The 23,461-nt window shown below is 50.4% G+C and carries 22 protein-coding genes, 1 tRNA gene and 1 pseudogene; 15 read left to right on the top strand and 9 right to left on the bottom strand.

The features are described 5' to 3' along the window. The first annotated feature begins 137 nt into the window (after positions 1–137). The 5 genes from EJL02_RS13015 to trxA all read left to right on the top strand — a co-directional run bounded on the left by EJL02_RS13015 (position 138) and on the right by trxA (position 4,365). Positions 138–1,202 carry a restriction endonuclease subunit S gene (locus EJL02_RS13015; protein ID WP_206426978.1) on the top strand — a complete coding sequence of 355 codons (1,065 nt, stop codon included), beginning with the start codon at positions 138–140 and terminating at the stop codon, positions 1,200–1,202. Positions 1,203–1,289: 87 nt separating this feature from the next. Then, on the top strand, positions 1,290–1,718 hold the full coding sequence (locus tag EJL02_RS13020) for a hypothetical protein (RefSeq protein WP_125116793.1): 429 nt from the start codon (positions 1,290–1,292) through the stop codon (positions 1,716–1,718). Beyond that, positions 1,719–3,515 (top strand): recombinase family protein, encoded by a 1,797-nt coding sequence (locus EJL02_RS13025; protein ID WP_125116794.1) that lies wholly within the window; start codon positions 1,719–1,721, stop codon positions 3,513–3,515. A gap of 27 nt (positions 3,516–3,542) precedes the next feature. Then, positions 3,543–3,926 carry a DUF3783 domain-containing protein gene (locus EJL02_RS13030; protein ID WP_125116795.1) on the top strand — a complete coding sequence of 128 codons (384 nt, stop codon included), beginning with the start codon at positions 3,543–3,545 and terminating at the stop codon, positions 3,924–3,926. 133 nt (positions 3,927–4,059) lie between these two features. Beyond that, on the top strand, positions 4,060–4,365 hold the full coding sequence (gene trxA / locus EJL02_RS13035; RefSeq protein ID WP_125116796.1) for a thioredoxin: 306 nt from the start codon (positions 4,060–4,062) through the stop codon (positions 4,363–4,365). A 49-nt stretch (positions 4,366–4,414) separates the two neighbouring features. On the opposite strand, the gene EJL02_RS13040 is transcribed toward trxA, so the two are convergent. Together EJL02_RS13040 and EJL02_RS13045 are read right to left on the bottom strand one after the other, a co-directional pair. Continuing rightward, positions 4,415–5,275 (bottom strand): NAD(P)/FAD-dependent oxidoreductase, encoded by an 861-nt coding sequence (locus EJL02_RS13040; protein WP_125116797.1) that lies wholly within the window; start codon positions 5,273–5,275, stop codon positions 4,415–4,417. 18 nt (positions 5,276–5,293) lie between these two features. Continuing rightward, on the bottom strand, positions 5,294–6,139 hold the full coding sequence (locus tag EJL02_RS13045) for an aminotransferase class IV (RefSeq protein ID WP_125116798.1): 846 nt from the start codon (positions 6,137–6,139) through the stop codon (positions 5,294–5,296). Between the two features lie 108 nt (positions 6,140–6,247). On the opposite strand from EJL02_RS13045, the gene EJL02_RS13050 reads away from it, so the two are divergent. The 8 genes from EJL02_RS13050 to EJL02_RS13085 all read left to right on the top strand — a co-directional run bounded on the left by EJL02_RS13050 (position 6,248) and on the right by EJL02_RS13085 (position 15,355). After that, on the top strand, positions 6,248–6,823 hold the full coding sequence (locus EJL02_RS13050) for an epoxyqueuosine reductase QueH (protein ID WP_125116799.1): 576 nt from the start codon (positions 6,248–6,250) through the stop codon (positions 6,821–6,823). A gap of 23 nt (positions 6,824–6,846) precedes the next feature. Then, positions 6,847–6,923: transfer RNA gene (locus EJL02_RS13055), tRNA-Arg, on the top strand. Positions 6,924–7,855: 932 nt separating this feature from the next. Beyond that, complete coding sequence (gene licT / locus EJL02_RS13060; protein WP_164510429.1) at positions 7,856–8,692, top strand: BglG family transcription antiterminator LicT; 837 nt, start codon at positions 7,856–7,858, stop codon at positions 8,690–8,692. A 93-nt stretch (positions 8,693–8,785) separates the two neighbouring features. Next, positions 8,786–10,654 carry a beta-glucoside-specific PTS transporter subunit IIABC gene (locus EJL02_RS13065; protein ID WP_125116801.1) on the top strand — a complete coding sequence of 623 codons (1,869 nt, stop codon included), beginning with the start codon at positions 8,786–8,788 and terminating at the stop codon, positions 10,652–10,654. 21 nt (positions 10,655–10,675) lie between these two features. Beyond that, a complete protein-coding gene (locus EJL02_RS13070) occupies positions 10,676–12,100 on the top strand; it encodes a glycoside hydrolase family 1 protein (RefSeq protein ID WP_125116802.1) in 1,425 nt (474 codons plus the stop codon). A 534-nt stretch (positions 12,101–12,634) separates the two neighbouring features. Further along, entirely contained in the window at positions 12,635–14,041 is a 1,407-nt protein-coding gene (locus EJL02_RS13075) for a glycosyltransferase family 39 protein (RefSeq protein ID WP_164510430.1), read from the top strand. After that, positions 14,007–14,945: a glycosyltransferase family 2 protein gene (locus EJL02_RS13080; protein WP_125116804.1), complete on the top strand. Its 939-nt coding sequence runs from the start codon at positions 14,007–14,009 to the stop codon at positions 14,943–14,945. Before EJL02_RS13075 ends, EJL02_RS13080 begins: the two co-directional genes overlap by 35 nt. Beyond that, the gene (locus EJL02_RS13085) at positions 14,942–15,355 is read left to right on the top strand and encodes a GtrA family protein (RefSeq protein WP_125116805.1); all 414 of its coding nucleotides are present in this window, start codon (positions 14,942–14,944) and stop codon (positions 15,353–15,355) included. The genes EJL02_RS13080 and EJL02_RS13085 overlap by 4 nt, the downstream gene beginning before the upstream one ends. 209 nt (positions 15,356–15,564) lie before the next feature. On the opposite strand, the gene EJL02_RS13090 is transcribed toward EJL02_RS13085, so the two are convergent. The 7 genes and pseudogenes from EJL02_RS13090 to EJL02_RS13120 form a co-directional block, all read right to left on the bottom strand. After that, positions 15,565–17,064 carry a hypothetical protein gene (locus tag EJL02_RS13090; RefSeq protein ID WP_125116806.1) on the bottom strand — a complete coding sequence of 500 codons (1,500 nt, stop codon included), beginning with the start codon at positions 17,062–17,064 and terminating at the stop codon, positions 15,565–15,567. Between the two features lie 581 nt (positions 17,065–17,645). Beyond that, entirely contained in the window at positions 17,646–17,855 is a 210-nt protein-coding gene (locus tag EJL02_RS13095; protein ID WP_125116807.1) for a helix-turn-helix domain-containing protein, read from the bottom strand. Next, entirely contained in the window at positions 17,845–18,285 is a 441-nt protein-coding gene (locus tag EJL02_RS13100) for an RNA polymerase sigma factor (RefSeq protein ID WP_125116808.1), read from the bottom strand. Before EJL02_RS13100 ends, EJL02_RS13095 begins: the two co-directional genes overlap by 11 nt. Before the next feature lie 248 nt (positions 18,286–18,533). Continuing rightward, positions 18,534–18,746, bottom strand: coding sequence for a cysteine-rich KTR domain-containing protein (locus tag EJL02_RS13105; RefSeq protein ID WP_125116809.1), 213 nt, complete (start codon positions 18,744–18,746; stop codon positions 18,534–18,536). Between the two features lie 29 nt (positions 18,747–18,775). After that, positions 18,776–19,631: pseudogene (locus EJL02_RS13110) on the bottom strand (AraC family transcriptional regulator). 87 nt (positions 19,632–19,718) lie between these two features. Next, positions 19,719–20,513: a class I SAM-dependent methyltransferase gene (locus EJL02_RS13115; RefSeq protein WP_125116810.1), complete on the bottom strand. Its 795-nt coding sequence runs from the start codon at positions 20,511–20,513 to the stop codon at positions 19,719–19,721. Then, the gene (locus EJL02_RS13120; RefSeq protein ID WP_125116811.1) at positions 20,488–21,096 is read right to left on the bottom strand and encodes a TetR/AcrR family transcriptional regulator; all 609 of its coding nucleotides are present in this window, start codon (positions 21,094–21,096) and stop codon (positions 20,488–20,490) included. Before EJL02_RS13120 ends, EJL02_RS13115 begins: the two co-directional genes overlap by 26 nt. A gap of 374 nt (positions 21,097–21,470) precedes the next feature. On the opposite strand from EJL02_RS13120, the gene EJL02_RS13125 reads away from it, so the two are divergent. Next, a complete protein-coding gene (locus EJL02_RS13125; protein WP_125116812.1) occupies positions 21,471–21,677 on the top strand; it encodes a hypothetical protein in 207 nt (68 codons plus the stop codon). Between the two features lie 58 nt (positions 21,678–21,735). Continuing rightward, positions 21,736–23,379, top strand: a complete 1,644-nt coding sequence (locus EJL02_RS13130) for a recombinase family protein (protein ID WP_125116819.1) — start codon at positions 21,736–21,738, stop codon at positions 23,377–23,379. The last annotated feature ends 82 nt before the right edge of the window (positions 23,380–23,461 follow it).

Raw genomic sequence — 23,461 nt, forward strand, 5'->3', positions numbered from 1 at the left:
AGCGGACATACGAAGCCCAAGGGAGTGAACGTCAGCCAGTTGCTCCTCTTATTGTAGCTTAGGCACGAGATGGAGGGAAAGCCGGACTGGCTGCCCGGCTTTCCTGTCCAAATTTATTGTAATAGGGGGTGACGGTGATGCAGAGTCTTGATGGGAAGAAAAGAGATATCTTTGAGGTAGTTGGCGAAAAAGGTTTGTTTTCTGTTGAGAAACAAAGTATAAAATTGTCAGAACGAGATTTAAGTGGCACAGGTCAAATACCTGTTTTTTCTTCCCAAACTTCAAATAATGGTGTAATGGGATTTACGAATAAAGTCGCCGATTTTTTTATTAAAGATACTCCAGCGTTGATATTTGGTGACCATACAAAGAGTATGGATATATCAAATCATAGCTTTTGCGCAGCTGATAATGTGAAAGTTCTTAGACCACAAAATATACCTTTTGACGCTTTGTTTTATGTTTCATGCGCTTGGAAAAAGCGGATTCCTGACATGGGGTATGCTCGCCATTGGCGAAAAGCTAAAAAAGTTGGGATTGAACTTCCCGTCACTGATTCTGGCAAACCTGATTATGCATATATGGCGGAGTATGTACAGCAGAAGCGCGCCATGATGCTCGCCAAATATCGTGCTTATGTTGAGGAACGCATTGCGGAACTGGGTGAAGTTGCTGAGATTCCTGCTCTCGACGAGAAGGAGTGGTGCGAATTTTCTTTAGATGACATTTTCACTGTCAGCGCCGGCAAACGATTGGAAACGCGTAATAAAGTTCCGGGAACGCGCCCGTTTATCGGCGCAACAGATAATAACAACGGCGTCACAGGGTTTGTCGGTAATGATAATTCGTCGAGGGATGGTAATGTGCTGGGCGTCAACTATAACGGGGCGCCATGCATTGCTTTTTATCATCCGTATGAATGTATTTTTACGGATGATGTAAAACGGCTGCATCTCCGCCATCATTCTGACAACAAGTTTGTCTTGCTATTTTTCGTTTCTATATTTGCGAAGCAGCGGTCTAAATATAGCTACGGTTATAAGTTCAAGGAGCAGCGCATGCTTCGACAGAAGCTAATGCTCCCTATCACTGATTCCGGTGAGCCTGATTACGAATACATGGAGCAATACTCCAAGAACATAATGCTTCGCAAGTATCAGCAGTATCTGATGTTTTTGCAACAGCGTAGCGGTGCCCGATAAGTAAACCAGCCCGTCGCTCTTTTGGACGGCGGGCTTTATAATTAAATGCGTATTTACACAATTCATCAACCAAAGGAGGAAACAACAATGACAGAATCTAAGAAACGTATCGCGTACAAGCCCATCATCAACTACGACGATAACGCCGGTGCCAACCCTATTTTGACTGCTTATATCATCATGCAGGAGGACGGCATTTGTCCGGTTTTTCACGGTCGTGAGGACAATATCAAGGAACTGACCGAGGGATTCGACGAGATTGGGTTGTTGCCGTTCCCTACGCCGTCGGAAGCGTGCGAAGTGCTGGATGATTTCGACCCTGATAATGACAATGTGATAGAGGACTGGGCGCTCAACATGATTTTCGACGAAGAAGGGTCTGAGGGAACTGAGAATCGCCTTGACGCTCTCGTGGAAGCAGCAGTCGCCGCTGGATTTGAAATTGTCGAGCGCGACTTCACGAAGGACGCTATCGAGCGCGACGAAAGAGACGCACAAGCAAGGGGCGCTAAATAGGTGGCACGAAAAAATCCCAAGACACCAGATGCCACCCATCCACTCTCCTGCGCCCTGTACATCCGCGTCTCGACCAAGCTGCAAGTCGAGAAGGGCGAGTCGATAGACGCTCAGCGCTTCGAGCTGACAAGATACGCCGAAAATCACGACATGCGTGTGCTCGGAGAGTACGTTGACGCCGGCTTTTCAGGAAAGAACGTGCAGGGCAGGCCGCAGTTCCGTCAGATGATGGACGACATCATCAAGGCTCAGCCGAGCAAGCGCCCGGCCTACGTCCTCGTGTTCAAGCTGTCACGCTTCGGGCGCAACGCCGCCGACACTTGGAACTCTCTTCAGACGCTCCAAGACTACGGCGTGGAACTGTGTTGCGTGAAGGACGGCATCGACTCTGGTACGTCCATGGGTAAGGCGATGCTGTCCATCGCCGCCGTGTTCGCCGAGATGGAGCGCGACAACATCCGTACCCAGACCATGAGCGGACGCGAGGAGAAGGCACGCAAAGGCTACTGGAACGGAGGGCAAGCGCCCTACGGGTATCGCCTTGTCGATAAGGGCAACAAGTTCAAAGAACTTGAGGTCGATGAGGACGAGGCGAAGGTCGTTCGCCAAATCTTCAAGATGTATGCGTACGAGAACAAAGGGTCGATGGCGATAGCCACATGGTTGAACAACCATGGAATCAGAAAGACGCCTCGTGGAAACGCCAACATCGAGACGTTCTCCAACGGCACGATACAGCGGATGATTACCAATCCGGTGTACATCGGAAAGATTGCCTATGGTCGCAGGCGAAGCGAGGCGATAGAGGGCACGCGCGGAGAGACGCACGTGGTCAAGAGTGACGGCTACGAGATACACGACGGCCAGCACGATGCGATAATTGACGACGCCACATGGGCGGCGGCTCAAGCCATTGTCGGGACGCGCAAGCCGAACATGAAGACGCACGACGACGGCCACGTGAACATGCTCAACGGGCTTCTCGTCTGCCCGGTCTGCGGTCGCAAGATGTCGTCCAAACCTAACCGTGGGAAAATCAAGAAGGACGGAACGCGCGGCAAGACCACTTATGCGTACTACTGCCCACACACTGCGAAATCGCGTGGTGCCAGCTGCACATTCAAAAGCCAGTACCCGCAAGAGTGTGTGGATGCCGAGGTCGTACAGCTCGTGAGCCTTGCATCACGTTCAGATGCGTTTGTGGATGCCCTGCGCCGTCGCATCGACGACGCGACGGACATCGAGCAGCTGAAGGAAGATATTGAGCGCATAGAGGGCGAGAAGGCCGCGAACGATAAGCGTATGCGCATGCTCATGACGCAGATTGACTCGCTCGACCCCGCCGACAGGAGTTACGAGCGCAAGTTCAACGACCTGCAAAGGCGTCTGGACGACTTATATGACCGCGATGCCGGATTTAGCGAGGCGTTGGATGAGACGCAAGCTAAGATGACCACTGTCGAGAAGCGCATGGACGGAGAGCGCAGGCTTCTGGAAGAGCTTGACCGCATCCCCGAGCTGTTGGAAGGTGCGGACGAGCAGACACGCTTCGACCTCATCCATGAGGCCGTGAGCGAGGTGCATATCCTGCCGGACAAGAACCCGCGCAAAGAGCGCGTGGTTGCCAACGTGACATTCAAGTGCCCGGTGCGCTTCTTCTGGGAAGAGATTCCCGGTGTAGCCGATGGGTATACGCCGATGACGCCTGATTCTCTGGGAGAGAATAACTTCCGAGATGACGAGGCACACGTTGAAACCGTCGCCTTGCTCACCGGTCCCGGTGCGGGCGGCAAATAAAAAATAAGCAAAAAGGAGGCACTTACCATGGCGGTATCCCGCGAAACAGTGCTGTTTTATGAACCCGAAGGCGGTGCGCAGGGTGCGCTGCTCAAATCCATCTTAGTGCGCATGGGCGTGCGCATCAAAAACGTGCCGGCCGAAGCCGTCGGGCAGACGATCGGCTGCCTGCTTGGCCGCAAGGATTTTGACGCGCGCGAAAACCCGGAAGCGCCCGTACTGCCCGAGCCGATGCTGGTGCTGGACGGCTTTACCGACAAGCGGCTGGAGATCCTGCTGCGTGAGATGAAGAAAAGCGGCGTTTCCGTGCCGTACAAGGCCATCGTGACCGAAACCAACCTCGGCTGGCTGTTCCATCAGCTGTATGAGGAGCTGGCCGCGGAGCACGAGGCGATGCAGGGCGCAAAATAAAGGTTTTCTTTTGGGGGAAACCTGTTATAATAAGAGTGATCCGGTAAACATTGGCGCGGAAGCTGTAACCCGACAGCCTGCGCGAGATGTGCGTCACCGGAATCCAGCCAAAACAGTAAAAGGAGTGTTGAATATGGCAGTTTTGACGATTACCAAGGAGAATTTCGCAAGCGAAGTCCTGCAGTCGGACAAGCCGGTGCTGCTCGACTTCTGGGCAAGCTGGTGCGGCCCCTGCCGTATGGTATCGCCCATTGTGGACGAGATCGCGGCGGAGCGCAGCGATATCAAGGTCGGCAAGATCAACGTCGATGAGCAGGGAGAGCTCGCGCAGCAGTTCGGCGTAATGAGCATCCCGACGCTGGTCGTGATGAAAAACGGCCAGATCGCGAACAAGTCGGTCGGCGCGATGCCCAAGGAGAATATCCTGGCGCTGCTGTAATGGCAAAAAGAAAAACGGAAGCGAAATCGCTTCCGTTTTTTTTATTTTGTCACGCCTGACGCGCAAATTTGATGGCGCTCATCGCGGCCTGCGCGCCGTCCGAAACGGCTTTGGCCACTTGCAGCAGTCCGCCCGTGCAGTCGCCCGCGGCGAACAGGCCGGGCACGGCGGTGGCGCCGCCTTCGCCCACCTGGATCTTGTTGCCGTCCAGCTGTGCGCCCAGCTTGCGGGCAAAGTCGCTGCTGCCCGCGGTGCCGTAGGCGATGAACACGCCGTCCACCGCGAGCGGATCGCCGCTTTGGAACGCGACACGCGCAACCTTGTCCTCGCCCTCGATGGCCGTGACCGGGCGTTCGTCCACGCGCAGCCCTTCGGGCAGACCATCCGGCGCGGGCGCGCCGTCCGTCAGCAGGGTGACCGAGCCGACAACGGGCAGCAGCGTGCGCGCTTCCTCGAGCGCATATTCGCCTTCGCCCAGCACCGCGACCGCCTTGCCGCGGTAGAAAAACGCGTCGCAGATCGCGCAGTAGCTGACGCCGCGGCCTTCCAGCTCGCGCACGCCCGCAATGCGCGGCGTGGCGCGCGGCGCGCCGGTGGCGAGGATGACCGCGTCCGCGGCGTAGCTGCCGGCTGTGGTTTTGACCGAAAAACCCTTTTCGGCGTATTCCACGCCGGTCACTTCGGCCTGCGTCAGCTGTGCGCCCAGCCGCGCGGCCTGCGCACGCCCGCGCGCGAGCAGCTCGGGGCCGGAGATCACATCGGCAAAGCCGAAATAATTTTCGATTTTATCGGTTTTGTCCAGCGCGCCGCCGTCTTTATACAGCACAGTGGTCTGGATGCCGGCGCGTGCGGCGTAAATGGCGGCGCTCAGCCCGGCGGGGCCGCCGCCGACAATGAGGATAGATGGCATAGGGGCAGTTTCCTTTCGTTATTTTTCGGTTTCCTGCATAAACCAGTCCTGATAGGCCTGCTGCAGGCGGTCGAGCAGGGCAGTGTCCTTGCCGCCGACCGGTTTTTCGTCCACATGGCTGACCGCGATGCAGTGCGAGCCAGTGGACAGGATCATGATTTCGTCCGCGTGCATCAGTTCATCGACCGTGAACGGCGCGATGCGCGAGGGAATGCCGAGTTTTTCGCACAGCTGCAAAAAGTGCAGGCGCGTGATGCTGGGCAGGATGAGTTCGTCCGCCGGAGGCGTGCAGAACACGCCGTCCTTGAGGATGGCCAGGCCGGAGTGCGCGCCTTCGGCCACGCGGTCGCCGCGGTGGAACACGACCTCGTCGCAGCCCGCCTCGACCGCGCGCTGCATCGCCATGCAGTTGGGGATGAGGTTGAGCGTTTTGATGTTGCAGTGGAAAAAGCGCGTGTCCTCGACCGTGATGAGCTTGTAGGGCTTGTCGTGGCGGTCGAGCCCGCACGGCTCGGAGAACGCCATCAGGCTGGCTTTGGCGTCCTTGGGGAAGGCGTGCATGCGGTGCGCCACCGCGCGTGTGGACTGCCAGTACAGCATATGCGGCTCGTCCGAGTCCAGTCGGCTGACCAGATCGTTCAAAACGGCGGTCAGTTCCTCGCGACCCATCGGCGGGTCGATGCGCAGCAGCTTTAAGCTGTTGTAAAAACGGTCGAGATGGTCGGAAAGCGCAAAGATTTTCTTGTTGCGCACCATCGCCGCGTCGTACACACCGTCGCCAAAATAGAAGCCGCGGTCGGTGATCGGGGCCATGACCTCGTCGATGCGGCCGATCGTGCCGTTATAATATGCAATGTCCTTCATAAGGCGGGTTCCTCCTTATCATAGTATGGTTTCAGTATAACGGCTTTATCAGTGCTTTGCAAGAGCGGGAAAATGTGATAGAATAACAAATCAGGAGAGTGATTTTTGATGAAAACGCTGCTGCACATTTGCTGCGCACCGTGCTCGATCACCTGCATCGACACGCTGCGGCAGGAGGGCATCGAGCCGGTGGGGTTCTGGTATAACCCGAATATCCATCCGTTTACCGAATATAAGATACGCAAGAATACGCTGGTCGAGTATGCCAAAAGCATCGACCTCAAGCTCGAGATCGAAAACGAATACGGTCTGCGCCGGTTTATCGAGGGTGTGTACCCGGATTTCGATCACCGCTGCGGATTTTGTTATACGCTGCGCTTTGAGGAAACCGCGCGCTACGCGGCTGAGCACGGCTTTGACCAGTTCACGTCCACGCTGTTCGTCAGCCCATATCAGAACCACGAACTGATGCGCGAGGTGGCCGAGCGGGCGGCGGAGAAGTACGGCGTAAAGTATCTGCACCGCGATTTTTCGCCGCGCTTCCGCGAAGGGCAGGACAAGGCGCGCGAGCTGGGGCTGTATATGCAGAAGTATTGCGGCTGCATCTTTTCCGAGGAAGATCGGTACAAGAAACGGCCCAAAAAGAAAAAGACAGACGAGAACGCTTTACAAACGGGACGGTAAATGGTATAATACCTTTTGTACCCGCGCCCGTAGCTCAGCTGGATAGAGCGTTGGACTCCGACTCCAAAGGCCGTGCGTTCGAATCGCATCGGGCGTACCAGAAAAGCCGCTTGTTCGAAAGAACAGGCGGCTTTTTGCAACTTTTTGGGAGGATAAAATAGGGGATGTGGTAGCCGGAGGATCAGGTTGCTATTTTGTCAACAACATTACGCCGATGAGGTTGGATGTCAGGGCGGCAAAGTCGTTCCTCTTGCCCGTGACATCCGGTACCAGCAGTGTTACTCAGGCATGCATTCGGCAAAATAAATTGACATCTGAGCGTGGATCATACTGCAGTCCTGCACCGTCTGGTCCATTTTTACTGAATGCTTTCGTTTTCGCCGGGATTGTCGTCGTTGCGGCTGAGCCGCAGGTACAGAACTGCCCTGTAGGCGGCTGCGGGATCGCGCATGGAATGCGTCCTTCTTTCTGCTTATTGCCTGCAAGGGTTGCGATGCATTTATGCCGGTGTTCCGGCTGTTTCTGTCTCAAACTGCGCTGCGATGACGTTCTTGAACCATTCAAGCAGAATGGAATGGCGCGCCGCTGTATCTGTATTCGTTTTCGATCCGCTCGTGGCATGGACTTCTTGCCTTTTCTGAAAGTCTATTCAGGGGGTCTGCAATCAGTCGCTTTGATTTTGGGCTATGCAGAAAATAATAATGATTTGATCTATTTGACGATACGGCGCAGATCGTGACTATCATGATGCGATTTGTTGTATTGACTGAGGTAAAATAGCTATTAAATCTTAAAATGCGCGAAAAGTGTCGGGATTCACGCATCTTTAAACAGTTTATACAAAAACAGAAGAAGATAATTGTATATAAATGGGAATGGACAGTATCCCATAAAATGCATATACTAATAACCGTAGTTGAATACTTGGATTGTCACTGGTAATGCAGGCAAGACCGCAATAAAACCCGTTGGAAGGGTCTTTGTGGTTGTGCTTGCTTTTTTTATATTCTTTTTTTAAAAGAGGGGATCGGGTTGGGGAACTATATCGTGCGGCGAATCTTAAACAACAATGCCTTTGTCTCAACAAATGAACAGGGACAGGAAATTGTTGTCATGGGCAAGGGCATTGTTTTTCAAAAGAGCCGTGGGGATCTGGTCCCATACGCCAGAGCGGAGCAGGTGTTTCAACTGTCGCAAAAGAATACCAGCCGGTTTCAGGAATTGATTGCCCGCATTCCGATGAATTATATGGTTCTGAGCGAAAAAATCATTCAGATGGCGGAAGAAAAGCTGGGCAAGAAGCTCGATGAGAGCATCTATATTACGATCACTGACCATATTTATTCTGCTGTCCAGCGGTATCAAAACGGATTGGTCATCCGCAACACGATGCGCTGGGAAATACAACGCTATTATCCGGACGAATATGCCGTTGGATTGCAGGCCGCGCAGATGGTGCGCGATGTCCTTTCGGTTTCTTTTGCAGAAGATGAGGCTGCATTTATGGCGCTACATTTTGTCAATGCGGAAACCGGCATGGAAATCAGCCAGATGTATGAGATCACCGAGCTAATCCACGCAATCTGTAATATCGTTCACGAGCATTTTCAAATGGAATTTGACGCTTCTTCCATGGCGTATTATCGTTTTTTGACCCATGTGAAGTTTTTTGCCCAGCGGCTGATGTTGGGAACCTATTATGAGGACGACGACAGTGAGCTGCTGGACGTGGTTCGCAGTAAATATCCGGAAGCCTATGCCTGCACGCGAAAGATTGCCGACTATATTGCGCAGACACGCGGACAGCATCTGGGTGAAGAGGAAGAATTATACCTGACCGTGCATATTGCGCGGGTGACGAGACAGTAATTTTGGCAAAAAACCGCATCTCAGGCGCGCGGAGAGGCTGGTTTTGGATAGAAATAATCTTTTCATCTGAAATAAAGAAAGGTTGACAAGAGAATGGATTGGAAACAGACCGCAAAACAGATCACAGAATGTGTTGGCGGCAAGCAAAATATTCGCGGCGCCACATATTGTACGACTCGCCTGCGTTTGACATTAGCGGATGAAAGTCTGGCCAATGATGATGCTGTATCGCAGATTCCCGGCGTTATCAGTGTGGTGCGCAGCAGCGGACAATATCAAATCATCATCGGTAACCGTGTCCCTGTGGTGTTCCGTGCGCTGCAGGAACTGGGTGTACTCGATCAGGCGGCAGCGACCGCGCCGAAAAGTAAAAAGAAGAGCATTCCTGCCCGTATGATGGACGCTTTGCTCGGTTCGATGACACCGGTTATTCCTGCAATCATCGGCTGCGCAATGATCAAGGTGCTGCTTGTTCTGCTGCCTATGATTGGCGTGCTGCAAACTGAAAGCATGACCTATCAGGTGCTGACTGTTATCGGCGACGGTTCGTTTTACTTCCTGCCGATTCTGGTGGCTGCCTCGGCCGCTCGTTATTTCAATGCCAATCTGTTTTTGAGCATTACCATTGCAGGTATTCTGATTCACCCCTCGCTGCAGGCGTTGTTTTCTGCAGGCGAGCCGGTTTCGCTGTTTGCCATCCCGGTAACTGCGGCAAACTATCCTTATTCGATTTTGCCCGCCATTGTGATGGCGTGGATTTTGTCCAAGGTGGAAAAAGCGGTTGATCGTGTCACGCCCGTCATCACCAAGACCTTCCTTGATCCTATGCTGATCGTGTTGATCTGCGCTCCGATTGCTCTGTGGGTGGTCGGTCCGGCCGGCGCGATTGCGGGTGACGCGCTTTCCGGTGCGCTGGTTTGGATTCAGGAAAACCTCGGCTGGCTGGCCGTCGGCATCATTGGCGGCATCTATCCGGTTCTGGTTTTGTTCGGTATGCACCATGTCCTGACCCCCATTGCCATTGCATCGCTCAGCTCGCTCGGCTATGAAACCATTGTAATGGTTGCGCAGCTTGGCGCAAATCTGGCGCAAGGCGGTGCGTCTATGGCAGTTGCGCTGCGTTCGAAGAATAAGAACATGCGTCAGACAGCTGCTGCCGCCGGCTTTTCCGCGCTGGTTGCGGGTATCACGGAGCCTGCTATGTATGGTGTCACCCTGCGCCTCAAGCGTCCGTTCATTGCGGTGCTGGCTGCGTCCTTTGCTTCGGGCTGCTTTGCCGGTTTGATGCAGCTCAAAAGCTTTTCCACGGCCTGCCCAGGACTGGTGACTACCATCCAGTACATTGAAGCCGACCGTCCGATTTCCATTCTGTACATTGCCCTGACTTGCCTGATTGCTGTGGTTGTTTCTTTTGTGCTGACGATGATTCTGGGCTTCCGCGATCCGGAAAGCAAGACTGCGTCTGCGGAAAAGACGGACGCTGCCGCATCTGCCGCGAAGCCTGCAGTGACGCGCCGCATCGTGGACAGTCCGTTAGATGGTCAGTTGGTCCCGCTGAGTGAGGTTTCGGATGAAACCTTTGCGTCCGGTGTGCTGGGGACGGGAGCCGCAATTGTGCCTGTGGACGGCACAGTATATGCGCCCTTTGACGGAACGGTGGAGACACTGATGGATTCCAACCATGCGGTCGGTCTGCGCAGCACGGATGGCATTGAACTGCTCATTCATATTGGTCGGGATACCGTGTCGCTTGGCGGAAAATATTTTACCGCGCATGTCAAGCTGGGGGATACTGTGAAAAAAGGCCAGAAGCTGCTGTCCTGTGATTTGGATGGGCTGCGTGCGGCAGGATATGATGTGACAACGCCTGTGATTGTGACCAATTCGGACGAGTATCTCGAAGTTGTTCCGGTGCAGCAGCCGGAGATCCAGCACGGCGCACAGCTGCTCACGATTTTATAAGTTTTTACAAGGAGGAGAACCATGCAGGTGCAATTTCCAGATGATTTTCTCTGGGGCGGTGCAACCGCTGCCAATCAGTATGAAGGCGGTTGGGATGAGGACGGACGCGGACCGTCGATTGATGATGTATTTACTGGCGGTACGGTGAACACACCGCGGCGCATCACCATTCCGCCGGAAGCGGGTGCTTTTTATCCCAATCATGAGGCGACCGACTTTTACCACCACTGGAAAGAGGATATCGCGCTTTTTGCGGAAATGGGATTTAAGGTATACCGCATGTCGATTTCGTGGTCGCGCATTTTCCCGAATGGGGATGATGCCGAACCGAATGAGCGAGGATTGGCGTTTTACGATGCGGTTTTTGATGAACTGCATAAGTACGGGATTGAACCGCTGGTCACTCTGTCCCATTATGAAAACCCGCTGCATTTGACGACCGCTTACGGCGGATGGAAGAACCGTGCGCTGATCGACCATTTCCTGCGCTACGCAGAGACGGTTCTGCGGCGCTATCAGGGCAAGGTACGCCGTTGGCTGACGTTCAATGAGATCAATATGTTGTCCGTGCCGTTCGGAACATTCATTGCGGGCGGCATGCTGCCGGAAAACTGCACGGCACAGGATCGCTGGCAGGCCATGCATCATCAGCTGGTGGCCTCTGCGCGTACGGTGCGTTTGGCGCATGAGATTGACCCGCAAAATCAGATGGGCTGCATGATTGCTTATATGTGCGTGTATCCCCGTACCTGTTCGCCTGAGGATCAGCTGACACAACAGTCGGTTGACCGGCTGCACAATTTGCTGGCGGGTGATGTGCATGTGCGCGGCGCATATCCTACCTATGCGAAGCGGCTTCTGGAAGAACAGGGGATCAAGCTGCAAGTCACTGCGCAGGATGAAAAAGATTTGCGGGAGGGTACGGTCGATTTCTATACCTTCAGCTATTACGACTCTCGCTGCGTCGGCACGCGGCAGGAGGGTGACCCCTCGACCGGAAACGGCGCACTTGGCGGGCTGCGAAATCCGTATTTACAGGCGACCGAGTGGGGATGGCAGATCGACCCGCAGGGCTTGCGCTGGGTGCTCAATCAGTTGTATGACCGGTATCAGATTCCGCTCATGGTGGTGGAGAATGGCCTGGGGGCGATGGATGAGGTTGCACCGGACGGCAGTATTCACGATCCTTACCGTATCGACTATTTGCGGCAGCATATTGAGGCCATGCGGGAAGCGATTGGCGACGGTGTAGATTTGATTGGATATACGCCATGGGGCTGTATCGATCTGGTATCTGCCAGCACAGGAGAGATGCGTAAGAGATATGGCATGATCTATGTCAATAAGCACGATGATGGCACCGGAGACCTATCGCGTCTACGTAAAGACTCGTTCTATTGGTATCGGGATGTGATTGCTTCTAATGGGGCGGATTTGGAAATTTAATATAACATCTACAAAGCGGAAGGTCATAGCATGTTGATTTAAAATTTTGGATAAACTCCATTTTGAGTGCAGATATCGCAAAAATTTTAGGGCGGCAGCCGGGGAACCCGGCTGCCGCTTTTTCAACTTCAGGCAGTATAGGGTTGAAGAAGTTGCTGTGTTGAGGGAGGGCTTGGCGTCCATATTTGGCGTTTGCAGCTTGTTTTTGGCGGCCTGCCTTGCTAGAGAAACAGGTAGCATTACACGGAAAACTCAAAAGCGGATGTTTTGCCTGCGCTGAGATGATGAAACGAAAAAGGCCACCCCTCTGGGGTGGCCTTTTTATATGAAGCTGGGTCAATTGGCGGAAAACAGCGGGAAACAGTATGATACACTTCGGATATAGTCGGATCGTGGGCGACTTGGCGCTGGACAGTATTGCAGGAACCGTGGGGGGATCTGTATGCAATTACGGAAAGTGTCCAAGGAATCGCTGCGCAATCCGGCGATGAAGTGATGTTTGATTCGTTTTGGGAAGAAAAAGAGGCGAGTAGCATGCAGCACGCTTTTCATATCATGCAACGACTGTTTCTAATCTGTTTTGTTCTTGCCGTCATCGGTATCCTGCTTGCCGGCGGATGGCTTGCCGGTCTGTGCGTCCTGGCTGCTGCCGGCTGGATGGTACGTCGGCGCGTAATCATCCCGCATTTCACGCTCTGGCTGTTGATCGGCGGTTTCCTGCTGCGATTGTGGGTCGTTCTGGAACTCAACCCACCGATTATCAGTGATTTTGCCCTTCTGTTCGAGGCTTCGCAGAGCCTGCTGGCGGGCGACCTCTCCTTTCAGAAGGTGGCATATTTCTCTCTCTGGGCCTATCAGAGCGTGTTCGTCACCTGGCAGGCGATGCTGCTTGCGGTTTGGAACAACCCGCTGATCCTCAAACTGGTCAATGCCTTGCTCAGCGCAGGTACAGTTTGCCTGATTTACCGTCTGGCGCGCGATCATGTGCGCGAGAGCGCGGCGCAGGCTGCCATGCTGCTGCTGACGGCGTTTCCTTTTGCACTGACCCTGCCCACCGTGCTGACCAACCAAATTGCCTCGGCGTTTTTTCTGACGCTCGGCGCATGGCTGCTTGTCTGCCGTGACGGCACGCGGCTGGGCTTTTGGCGCTTTCCGCTTGCTGGACTTGCGTTGCAGGCGGGCAACCTGCTGCGCAGTGAGGGTATCATCCTTTTGGTCGCCGCGCTGGCGTATGCGGTGTTTGCCGTGCTGCGTCGGCCGGAGACGGCCAAGCGCATCCTGTGCGGCATGGCGGCGCTGCTGGTGGTCTACGGAGCGGTCGGCGCGGGCGCGGACGCCGCGGTGCGCGCGAGCGGGCTGAATGCACACGGCACGGCCAACTGCTTTCCCGGTTGGAAATTCATCACCGGCCTGAATTTTGACACCGGCGGCTCGTATTCGACCGAGGACTGGACCCGTCTGGTCCCGACCTTCGACCAAGATTTCCAGCCGACCGAGGAAACCTACGCGCTGCAGGATGCGCTGATTTCCGAACGCCTGTCCGCCGGACCCGAGGCGCTGCTGCTGCACGCGGTTCACAAAGTGCAGGTCCTCTGGTGCGACGATGCCCTGAACTGGGCGTTTGGCCATTTGCAGCTGCGCGATTGGTTGACGCTGATCTATGACAACATCCGACAGATGGATCGGCTGCTGTTCTATGCCGCGCTGCTGCTGGCGGCCTTCGGGCTGTACCGCCCGCGCCGCACGCTCGCGCCCGCGGCCTATCTTCCGCTGTTTGTCGTGTTCGCGGCATTCTGCGCGTTTCTTCTGATCGAAGTGCAGCCGCGCTATGCCTATCTGCCGCAGCTGTTTTTGTTCTGCGGCGCCTCGCTCGGCCTTGACCGGCTGATGGGAAAGGAGGAAGACCATGCCGAAAATCTCGATCGTCGTGCCCTGTTATAATGAGCAGGCCGCGCTGCCGCTCTTTTATCAGGAGATCACCCGCGTCGCGGGCGAGATGGACGACGTGGAGTTTGAATTCGTGTTCATCGACGACGGCTCGAAGGACGACACGCTGCCCACACTGCGCCGGTTGGCTGCACAGGATGGGCGCGTGCGCTTTGTCTCGTTTTCGCGCAACTTTGGCAAGGAGGCCGGCATGCTCGCGGGGCTGGAGGCCGCGACGGGCGACTTTGTCGCCACTATGGATGCCGACCTGCAAGACCCGCCCGCGCTGCTGCCTGAGCTATACAAAGCTGTGACCGAGGAGGGCTATGACTGCGCCGCTACCCGCCGCACCACGCGTGCGGGCGAGCCGCCCATCCGCTCGTTCTTCGCGCGTATGTTCTACAAGCTCATCAACCGCATATCGGACGCCGATATCGTGGACGGTGCGCGCGACTATCGCCTGATGCGCCGCGCAATGGTGGATGCGATCCTGTCCATGCGCGAATACAACCGCTTTTCCAAGGGCATTTTCGGCTGGGTCGGCTTTAAGACCAAATGGGTGCCGTTTGTCAATGCCGAGCGCGTCGCGGGTGAGACCAAGTGGTCGTTCTGGAAGCTGTTTTTGTACTCGCTCGAGGGCATTATCGCGTTTTCCACCGCGCCGCTCGCGCTGGCGAGCGTGCTGGGCGTGCTGATCTGCTTGATCGCGTTCGTGTTTGTCGTGGTCGTGCTGGTCAAGACGCTCGCCTTCGGCGATCCGGTCGGCGGCTGGCCGAGCACGATGTGCGTCATGCTGTTCCTCGGCGGTGTGCAGCTGCTGTGCATCGGCATTTCCGGGCAGTATTTGGCCAAAACCTATCTGGAAACCAAGCGCCGCCCGGTTTACCTGGTGCGGGAGACCGAGGAGGGGGTGCGATGAGCCGTCTGCGCGGCCTGATCGACCGCAAACTCATCAAATTCCTGCTGGTCGGCGTGATCAACACGCTGGTCGGCACAGCAATCATGTTCGGGCTGTATAACCTCGCGCACTGCACCTACTGGGTTTCGAGTGCGGCAAATTACATCCTGACCAGCATTTTAAGTTTCCTCCTGAACAAATACTTCACCTTCGGCAGCCGGGGAAAGCGCGCGGGCGAGGTCGTGCGCTTCGCGGTCAACATCGCCGCGTGTTATCTGCTCGCCTACGGCATCGCCAAACCGCTGTGCCTTGCAGCGCTTGCGGGCGCGGCGCCCGCCGTGCGGGACAATGTCTCGATGTTCGTCGGCATGTGCCTGTTCACCGCGTTTAATTACCTTGGGCAGCGCTTTTTTGCGTTTCGTGACACATAGCCTCACCGATCCGCTCTTTCTATGGTGTGATTCGGTGCAGATGGGCCCGGACGCGCTGCCACGAGACACCAAGTCTGCGGAAAACAAAAAAGACGCCGTATACCGGAGACACTCATAAAACAGTACCAACAAACGACGGAAACAGAGCAGTTGCCATACAGGGTGTGAAAAAGTATGCGTATCATTTGAACGATACGCATACTTTTTGTTTACGCTATTGAAGCAGATGGTTTGTTATCATTCCTACAATCAATTAAATAAATTGATTCGCCAATCATACTTTCGTATCCAGCATCCTTAACAATTTGCTCCGAATAAAGATATTCTCTTTCTGAGAAACAAAATATTGCAATCAAGCTACCATCAGCACAATTTGCAGCTTCGTATATCTTAACTTGTGTAAATACATGTGCTAATGTTGAGTTGCTTGCTAACTTAAACTCAACAATGCTTTGGTCCTTTTGCCCCATTGAAACAATGAAATCAGCTTGACCTCTTCCATTATTAGGCTCTGCATCTACTTTATAATTTGTTCCATACCAAACGAAACGGAAAAGCCTTTGTAAATCATTCTCTTTTGCAATTTGTTTTCCTTTAACATACAGGTTTTTATATCCATCGCAATCTTCAATAATATGTTTGAAATATCTCAATCTTTCCTTTGCTTCTTCTCTTGCAGTTAACTTTTCGTTTACTTGATAACCAGAATTTTCAAATAAAGAAATAATCTTCTGCGACGAAACGAATAATTTTTCTAATTGTGTATTCAGTTCAGATAAGCATGTGGAACGTATTTCATCAATATCTGTTTCTCTTAACTTTATATAGTAATCATAAAGTTCGGGATACTCCCTCGATAATTCTCTGAAAGCAGCTTTTTCAATCTTCTTAATAGATTTTTCACGCAAAGCTCTGCGATTTCTTCTCTGGTTTTCCTCGTATTGTTTTACGGCTAATCCGATATAATTATTTACATACGCTCGTAATGTATCATTTTCAATGGCTGTACGAATTCGTTCATAACTATCATAAAAATCTTTTCTATTAATTGAGGGTTCATCTTCTCTCAAAATATCATAAGGTGTCAATAGAACATATTCTTTTCTGCCCTTTTCATCATAGACATATGGAAGAACATATTCCTTACTTACGAAACTTTCGGTTTCATAATTGAAATAAGCCTTATCTACAGGGAATTTTCCAAGGAATTCCGCATTAATATACTTTAATGAAAATGTTTCTGTATATTCACATAAAAATCCCTTTATAAGATTTACCGTCAAATCACTAATTTTATCTTTACCACTACCATCATATAGTAACATTACTTTTTCAATGTGCTGCGATTGAGATATCCCATGTGTATTAATGGCAAACCCTATGTTCTTATATAAAAATTTTGCATATTTTTCTCCAAGTGCCAAGCCTTTATTACCAACTAAGGAATACCCCAACCAGTTGTTGGGCACTTCACTGAAATTAAACCATGCGTTAATCTCTTTTGCTGTTAGCCTTTGCGTTGCTTTTGTATACAAGAAATAAAAATAGCGAACTATACTTTCATGCAAGTTTTTATATACTTTTTTCTCACTATTAAAAATAAGCATAGGGTCAATAAACAGAGGAATATCACAAACTAAAGAAATATCAATAGCGCCATATTCTTTTATCAATTTGCTACTGACTTGAAATCTTTCAGAAAAAAACATTTTTATCCCTCCCCACTCAATTTTGTCTATTATGATTATTATACTATAGGAGAATATGATTGTCGATAATTTGAGACAATATATGCTATGCATGGTAACTACTCATAAAATAAACAACAAAAACAGGGTAGCTGCCATACGGATTCCGACAGAAAGCAGGTAAGAGGTCAAAAACTTCTTGCTTGCTTTTTCTGTGTCGCGTGGAATGATAGAACGGCATTTTTGAGCTTTCGAGGGAAATGATACTACTTGCTCTGTTTTACCCTCTGCAAGCCGCATAAATCAAGGCTTTTTGCCCGTCTAAATGTCCATGCTGGCATAGTGAAATGTTACGCAGTAGACAGCCATTTTTGAGAGTAACAATATAAAGTCCCCATTGCTTTTGGTTTGCGCCTACAAAGCCGCATAGTACAAGGCTCTATCACTTCCTATCGCGTAACAACATACTCATAATATTTTGAGGGCGCAAGCGGTTTATCCGTTTGCGCCCTCTTGGTTGCTCAACAACAAAGGCGGGAAAAGCCGTCAAGGACGCGAGCGCGAAGTTTATCCTTGACGGCTTTTTCTGCCTTTGCTACTTATCATCTGTCAAAGCGGAACTTGGGCAGGGCTTCCATTAGGGACGCTTTCAAATCGTCTTGGATATCGTCGTTGATACTTCCTTGAAAGTAGGACAGATATTTGATGTATCCGATATAGGTTTGAATAACGGTGTTTACTGCTTCCGGCTCCCCGGCGGCAGCCTTTACAATCGTTTCATAGGGCAGCAAATTGTATTTCCTATTTTTCATCTTCTAACGCCTCCATTTCTTTTCGCAGTAAGCGCAAGGCAACCTTTCGCCTGCGGAAAACTGCGCTTCTGCTAATGCCGCATATCTGACAGATTTCGGTGTCGCTGTAACCGAGGTAGTATCGCAAAAACAGGACTTCCCGCCGCTTTTCCGGCAGACGCAAAAGCGCGGCTGCTAACTGTTCACTTCCCACAATGACCGATTTCCCGCAAACGGTAAAAGTGGTAGGCATATTGTATTTTACAAAATACTCGTCTGTTGTAGTAACAGGCTCAAAATCAAACTCCCGAAGATAGTCGAGGGATACTTCAAACTGTTGTTTCCTACGTATTTTTTTGTAAGTGTCCAATGCAGCGTGGTAAAGCACAATCTTGCAAAAGGCATTAAAAGTGTACTCGATATGCTCCCTGTACTGCTCTGTATTCATCATTTTTTCACCCCCTTTCTGCCCCAAGTGGTGGGTGATAACAACCGACGCCCATGCAGCATAAAACCGCATGGGCGTCGGGAATAGGAATTGTAAGAGATAACTATATGGCTTGTGTGTTCATACTCAGAGGCGCAAAATCCCATATAGGTGCAAAGGCTTTTTTTGACCGTAGGTTATGAGAAATGGCAATCAGCATAGATACCTCCAAACAAAATAACAGAGCCGATAACCGCATTTTTATCTGCGTGTTATCGGCTCTGCGTCTGTGCGTCCGGCTCTTTGATAACAGATATATTGAGTTGCTTTACATTGATTAGCGTTTCCTGTTTACACTTCGGGCAGAACAGCGGGAAGTGTTCAAGCACCGTATCGGCCCGTAATCTTATCCGTGTCTTGTTCTTACAAACAGGGCATAGCAGCCAATATTTTTCTTTATTATTTTGACGTTGATCTTCGTCCATAGATAAATCAACCTTTTTATTCAGAACGGTTACACCTGCTTTTTCTTGACGGGTATCCAAACCTCATAAACGGTATTTTGTGGGTCGGGATTAAAGTAAACTTCCACATCCGGTCCGTAGGTAAATTCATAGCCGGAAGTTGGAAGCCACTCTGTTACAATGCGTTTTTCCAGCTCTTGAATAGATTTTCCCGTTCCCGCACCCGGAAAAATTGCCCATGTGCAGCTTGGAATGATGTATTCTTCTAACGAATTGTCAATTTCGGCAGAGGAGGAAACCGCTATATAATATTTCCATTCTTCATCATCGCTGCAAGCACTTACACCTAAAACGCCTTGCGGCTCACGATTCATCAGCGAGATTATTTTTTTCAAGGCTACCGTCTAAAACTGTACCTTGCCACATTTGCGGTACTTCCGAAAAGTTCTGTTCGATTTCTCTGCTTAACGGGAATGACTTTCCAACAATACGAAACGCCTCTTTGGTTTCAATCCGATAATTCATTTCTTCCACTCCTTTGACGGTGATTTTGATGGTAATGGGTGGAAATGATTTGATTGCGATACCCTCGCTCTTTACTGACGAAGGATTTACGCCATGAACAGATTGAAACGCTCTGTTAAACGCAGTAGGCGAAGCATACCCATATTTTGTAGCTACATCAATAATTTTTGCGTTGCTACTTTGCAGGTCAACAGCCGCAAGCGACATCCTCCTTTTGCGGATATACTCGGACAAAGGCATACCGGCTATATACGCAAACATTCTTTGAAAATGGTACGCAGAGCAACAGGCAATTTGTCCGAGTTTTTCATGCTCGATTTCGCCTGTTAGATTTTCTTCTATATAGCGAATTGCCTCGTTAAGTCGTTCAATCCAATCCATATTCATTCCCCCTCTACCTATTTCATTTTATCAACCTACAAAGGGCAAGTCCTCTCTTTTCCTGCACAAAAAAGAGAGGCAAAAATGTTATAACTTTTGGAAAATATCAAGTGCATGGCTTGTAATACCCACTAGATCCCTGCGCTCACAGGTGGCAAAATGATAGCTTAAATACAAACGGAAGGTATCCTCGTCCATTGTGTCGATTGCCTCCCTAAGCAGCAGGGCGCAGCCGTCGGAAGCTACATAGTGTGGCCTGTTTACCGGAAACACCGACATGATTTCATCAACATCTTCTTTCCGCACAAGTTCAAATAAATCCTTTGGCTCAGATTTTGCGACAAAGGTTTCAGCGTCGAGAAGCCCTGTTTGCACATATTCTGCAACATTGATATTCTTCCGGTGAAAACCCTCATCAATCAAGCAGCCGTCCGAAATCACATAGGCGGCAAAAATGACGCCGTCCTGTTTGGTAACGCGGATTGCTTCCCGGATTGCTTGCCGCTTATCCTCCTGTGTATACAGATGATAGAGAGGACCGAGTAGAAGCGTTACATCATATTGATTATCCGAAAAGGCAGACAAATCCAAAGCGTTGCCCTGCGAAATCGTAATATGTTCATTTGGAAGTGTATTTTTCTGGAAAGCTTCAATGTTATGTTCTACGAGTTCTACCGCGTCAACTACATATCCCCTGCGAGCCAAAGCATGAGAATATCGTCCTGTTCCCGCGCCGATTTCAAGAATACGATTTCCAGGCTTTAAGTACCGCTCCACATAGCGCATGGTCGTCAGAAACTCAATCGAGCCATGCTTTGATTGAAGGCGGCTGTCTTCGTCATAAGCCTTATAAAAATCAATTAGATAATGATTGGATTCCATAGGATGACCCCACCTTTTCTCTTTCCTGTTTCACATATGCAGACAGAAAGTTTTGTAGCATAGTTTCTAAATTGCGTTTGTCAAACGATAGTTTTCCAGTTGCCGTCAAAACTGCAATACCATGTGAGTAAAGAAATAAATCCAAAAATATTTCTTTTCCCTGTTTTGGATCTACGCCTATCATCTGTGAAAAGGCTTTGGCTTTTTCTTCATTGCCAAGTTCCCGGTAAAAGTCGTTTGCTTCCACCATATCTAAATCCATATCGCTGATGAACAGCAACCGAAACAGATTTGTTTCCTCTTTTGCAAACTCGATATAGGAAAGGGGAAACAGCAGGTAAGATACAACCTGTTCAGATTTTTTATATTTCTCTACATATAGGTTGTAGTATTCAAAGGCAAAGGCCAAAAACTCGACTTTCAATTCTTCCATATTCTCATAACAGGTAAAAATCGGGCGCGTTGAGCATTGTAATTTCCCCGCAATACTCCTTGCGTTGACTGCTTCAAACCCTGTTTCCCGCGTAATATCCAAAACAGCAGTTAAAATCATATCTTTTGTGATTTTTGGTTTTGGCGGCATAGAGTAGTCCTCTTTTCAAATTTAATATAAAACATATGTTACATAACTATTGTTGCATATAAATATAAAATTGTCAAGAAGCAGCTTAATATTTAGAAAATCTTTGGCAAAATTGAAAGTCCGACGTTGTATATAGTGAAAGGCAAAAACGCAACAAAAGCTGCCTTTCAGACAGGATATTGATTGAGAGGAAGTAAAGGGCTTGGGAAACTCCCAATAAGAGAAAATCCCCGTCCAGCGCAAAGCGTCAAAACGGGGATTTTTATGGAAAGGGTACCCCTTTCCTATGCTTGCTGCGAAAGTAGCAAGCGGCAAGTGGGTACTCATTTGCTGTGCTTGCTCCCTACTCAAAACAAAGAAAGGACGGGAAAGGAATGGAAAGGAAACGAAAAATCAAAGACGGGCAAATCGTTGTAAAAAATCCTTTGTATCAAGAACTGCCGGAACACGAAGTTACCATACAATCTGGCAGGACGCTCTATCGTTTTACGGGAAGCTACGACGGAAGCCGAAGCCTGCCCCATAAAGTTTTGCGGCTTATGGAGCAGTCGCCTATTGATGAAGAAAACAAGGAGCGTTAAAATGAGTACAAGCAATCCTGTAATGGCAGACTGCCCGCCGATGAAAGGAGCAGAAACTATGTCAAGGCAGTCTGACAAAATCACCGCCCTTTATTGCCGTTTATCCCGCGACGATGAACTGACGGGCGACAGCAACAGCATTGTAAATCAAAAGGCGATTTTAAGTAAATACGCAAAGGAAAATCATTTCTCAAACCCCTTGTTTTTCGTGGACGACGGGTATTCCGGGACGAACTTCAACCGTCCGAGTTGGAGCGAGCTTTTGGAAAAAATCGAAAACGGCGAAGTGTCCACCTTGATAGTCAAGGATATGTCGCGGCTTGGTCGCGACTATCTGAAAGTTGGATTTTACACCGAAGTCCTGTTTGTGGAAAAAGGCGTGCGGTTTATCGCTATCAACAACGGCATAGACAGCGTAAATCAGCAGGACAGCGACTTCACCCCGTTTCTCAATATCATCAACGAGTGGTATGCGAAAGACACCAGCAAGAAGATACGCTCGGTGATGAAGTCCAAAGGCGAAGCGGGGGAACATCTCTGTACTAACCCGCCTTATGGCTACATAAAAGACCCGGAAAACAAAAAGCGGTGGATTGTGGACGAGGAAGCCGCAACGGTAGTTAAGCGGATATTCGCCCTTTGTCTGGACGGATACGGACCGTCGCAGATCGCCCGTATTCTGAAAGAGGATAAAGTCATAACGCCGACAATTCATTTTCAGCAGACAGGCAGGGTAACGAGGAACGCACTGCCGGACAATCCCTATTACTGGACGGGCGATACCATAGCCGATATTTTGGAGCGTCCAGAATATCAAGGGCATACGGTAAACTTCAAGACTTATAAGCAGTCCTACAAGAGCAAAAAAACTTGCTACAATCCCGAAGAAAAATGGCTTGTGTTCGAGAATACCCATGAAGCAATCATTGACGCTGACACATGGGCGCGGGTGCAGGGATTACGGAAGAATAAACGCCGCCCGACGAGGACAGGCAAGACAAATATGTTTTCCGGCGTTGTACGCTGTGCCGATTGCGGCAAAAAGCTGTATTATTGCACAAGCAGGAACTTTGAAGCAAGGCAAGACCATTTCGTTTGTTCCACTTCAAGGCTGAAAGGAAAAGAAGTCTGCCCGACGCATTTTATCCGCGCTATTGTCTTGGAACAAGGGGTACTCGCGCACATGAGAATGACGATTGCCTGTGTCGCGAACCACGAAGAACAATTCCGAAAAGCTATGGGCGCGAAGCAGAAAGCCGAAGCGAAAAAAGAACTTGCAGCAAAGCGGCGGCAACTCACACAAGCGGAGCGGCGGATAGAAGAACTTGACCGATTATTCAAGCGTATTTACGAGGATAATGCCAACGGGAAATTATCTGACAGCAGATTTCAAATGCTCTCTGACGATTACGAACAGGAGCAGGAAGAACTGCGGGAAAAGCTGTTGCGTCTGAATGAAGAAATTACAAAACAGGAAGAACAAACAGAAAACATTGACAGGTTTATCGGCAAAGTAAGGAAGTATCTCGACTTGGACGAATTAACGCCTGCCGTCTTAAATGACATGGTAAAGGCGGTATATGTTCACGCACCGGACAAGTCCAAAGGTTATCGGGAACAGCAAATTGACATTTCCTATGATCTTGTGGGGATATTCCCTGCGTCCTTGCTCAATGACCTGCAAAACGGAGAAACGGCATAGCCGAAGCTACGCCGTTTCCCGAAAACAATCTTATGCTGTTTTATGCGTGCCGCCCTTAAGCGGCGTCTTTTTGACTTCTTTC

Source organism: Agathobaculum sp. Marseille-P7918 (assembly GCF_900625105.1).
Lineage (GTDB): Bacteria > Bacillota > Clostridia > Oscillospirales > Butyricicoccaceae > Agathobaculum.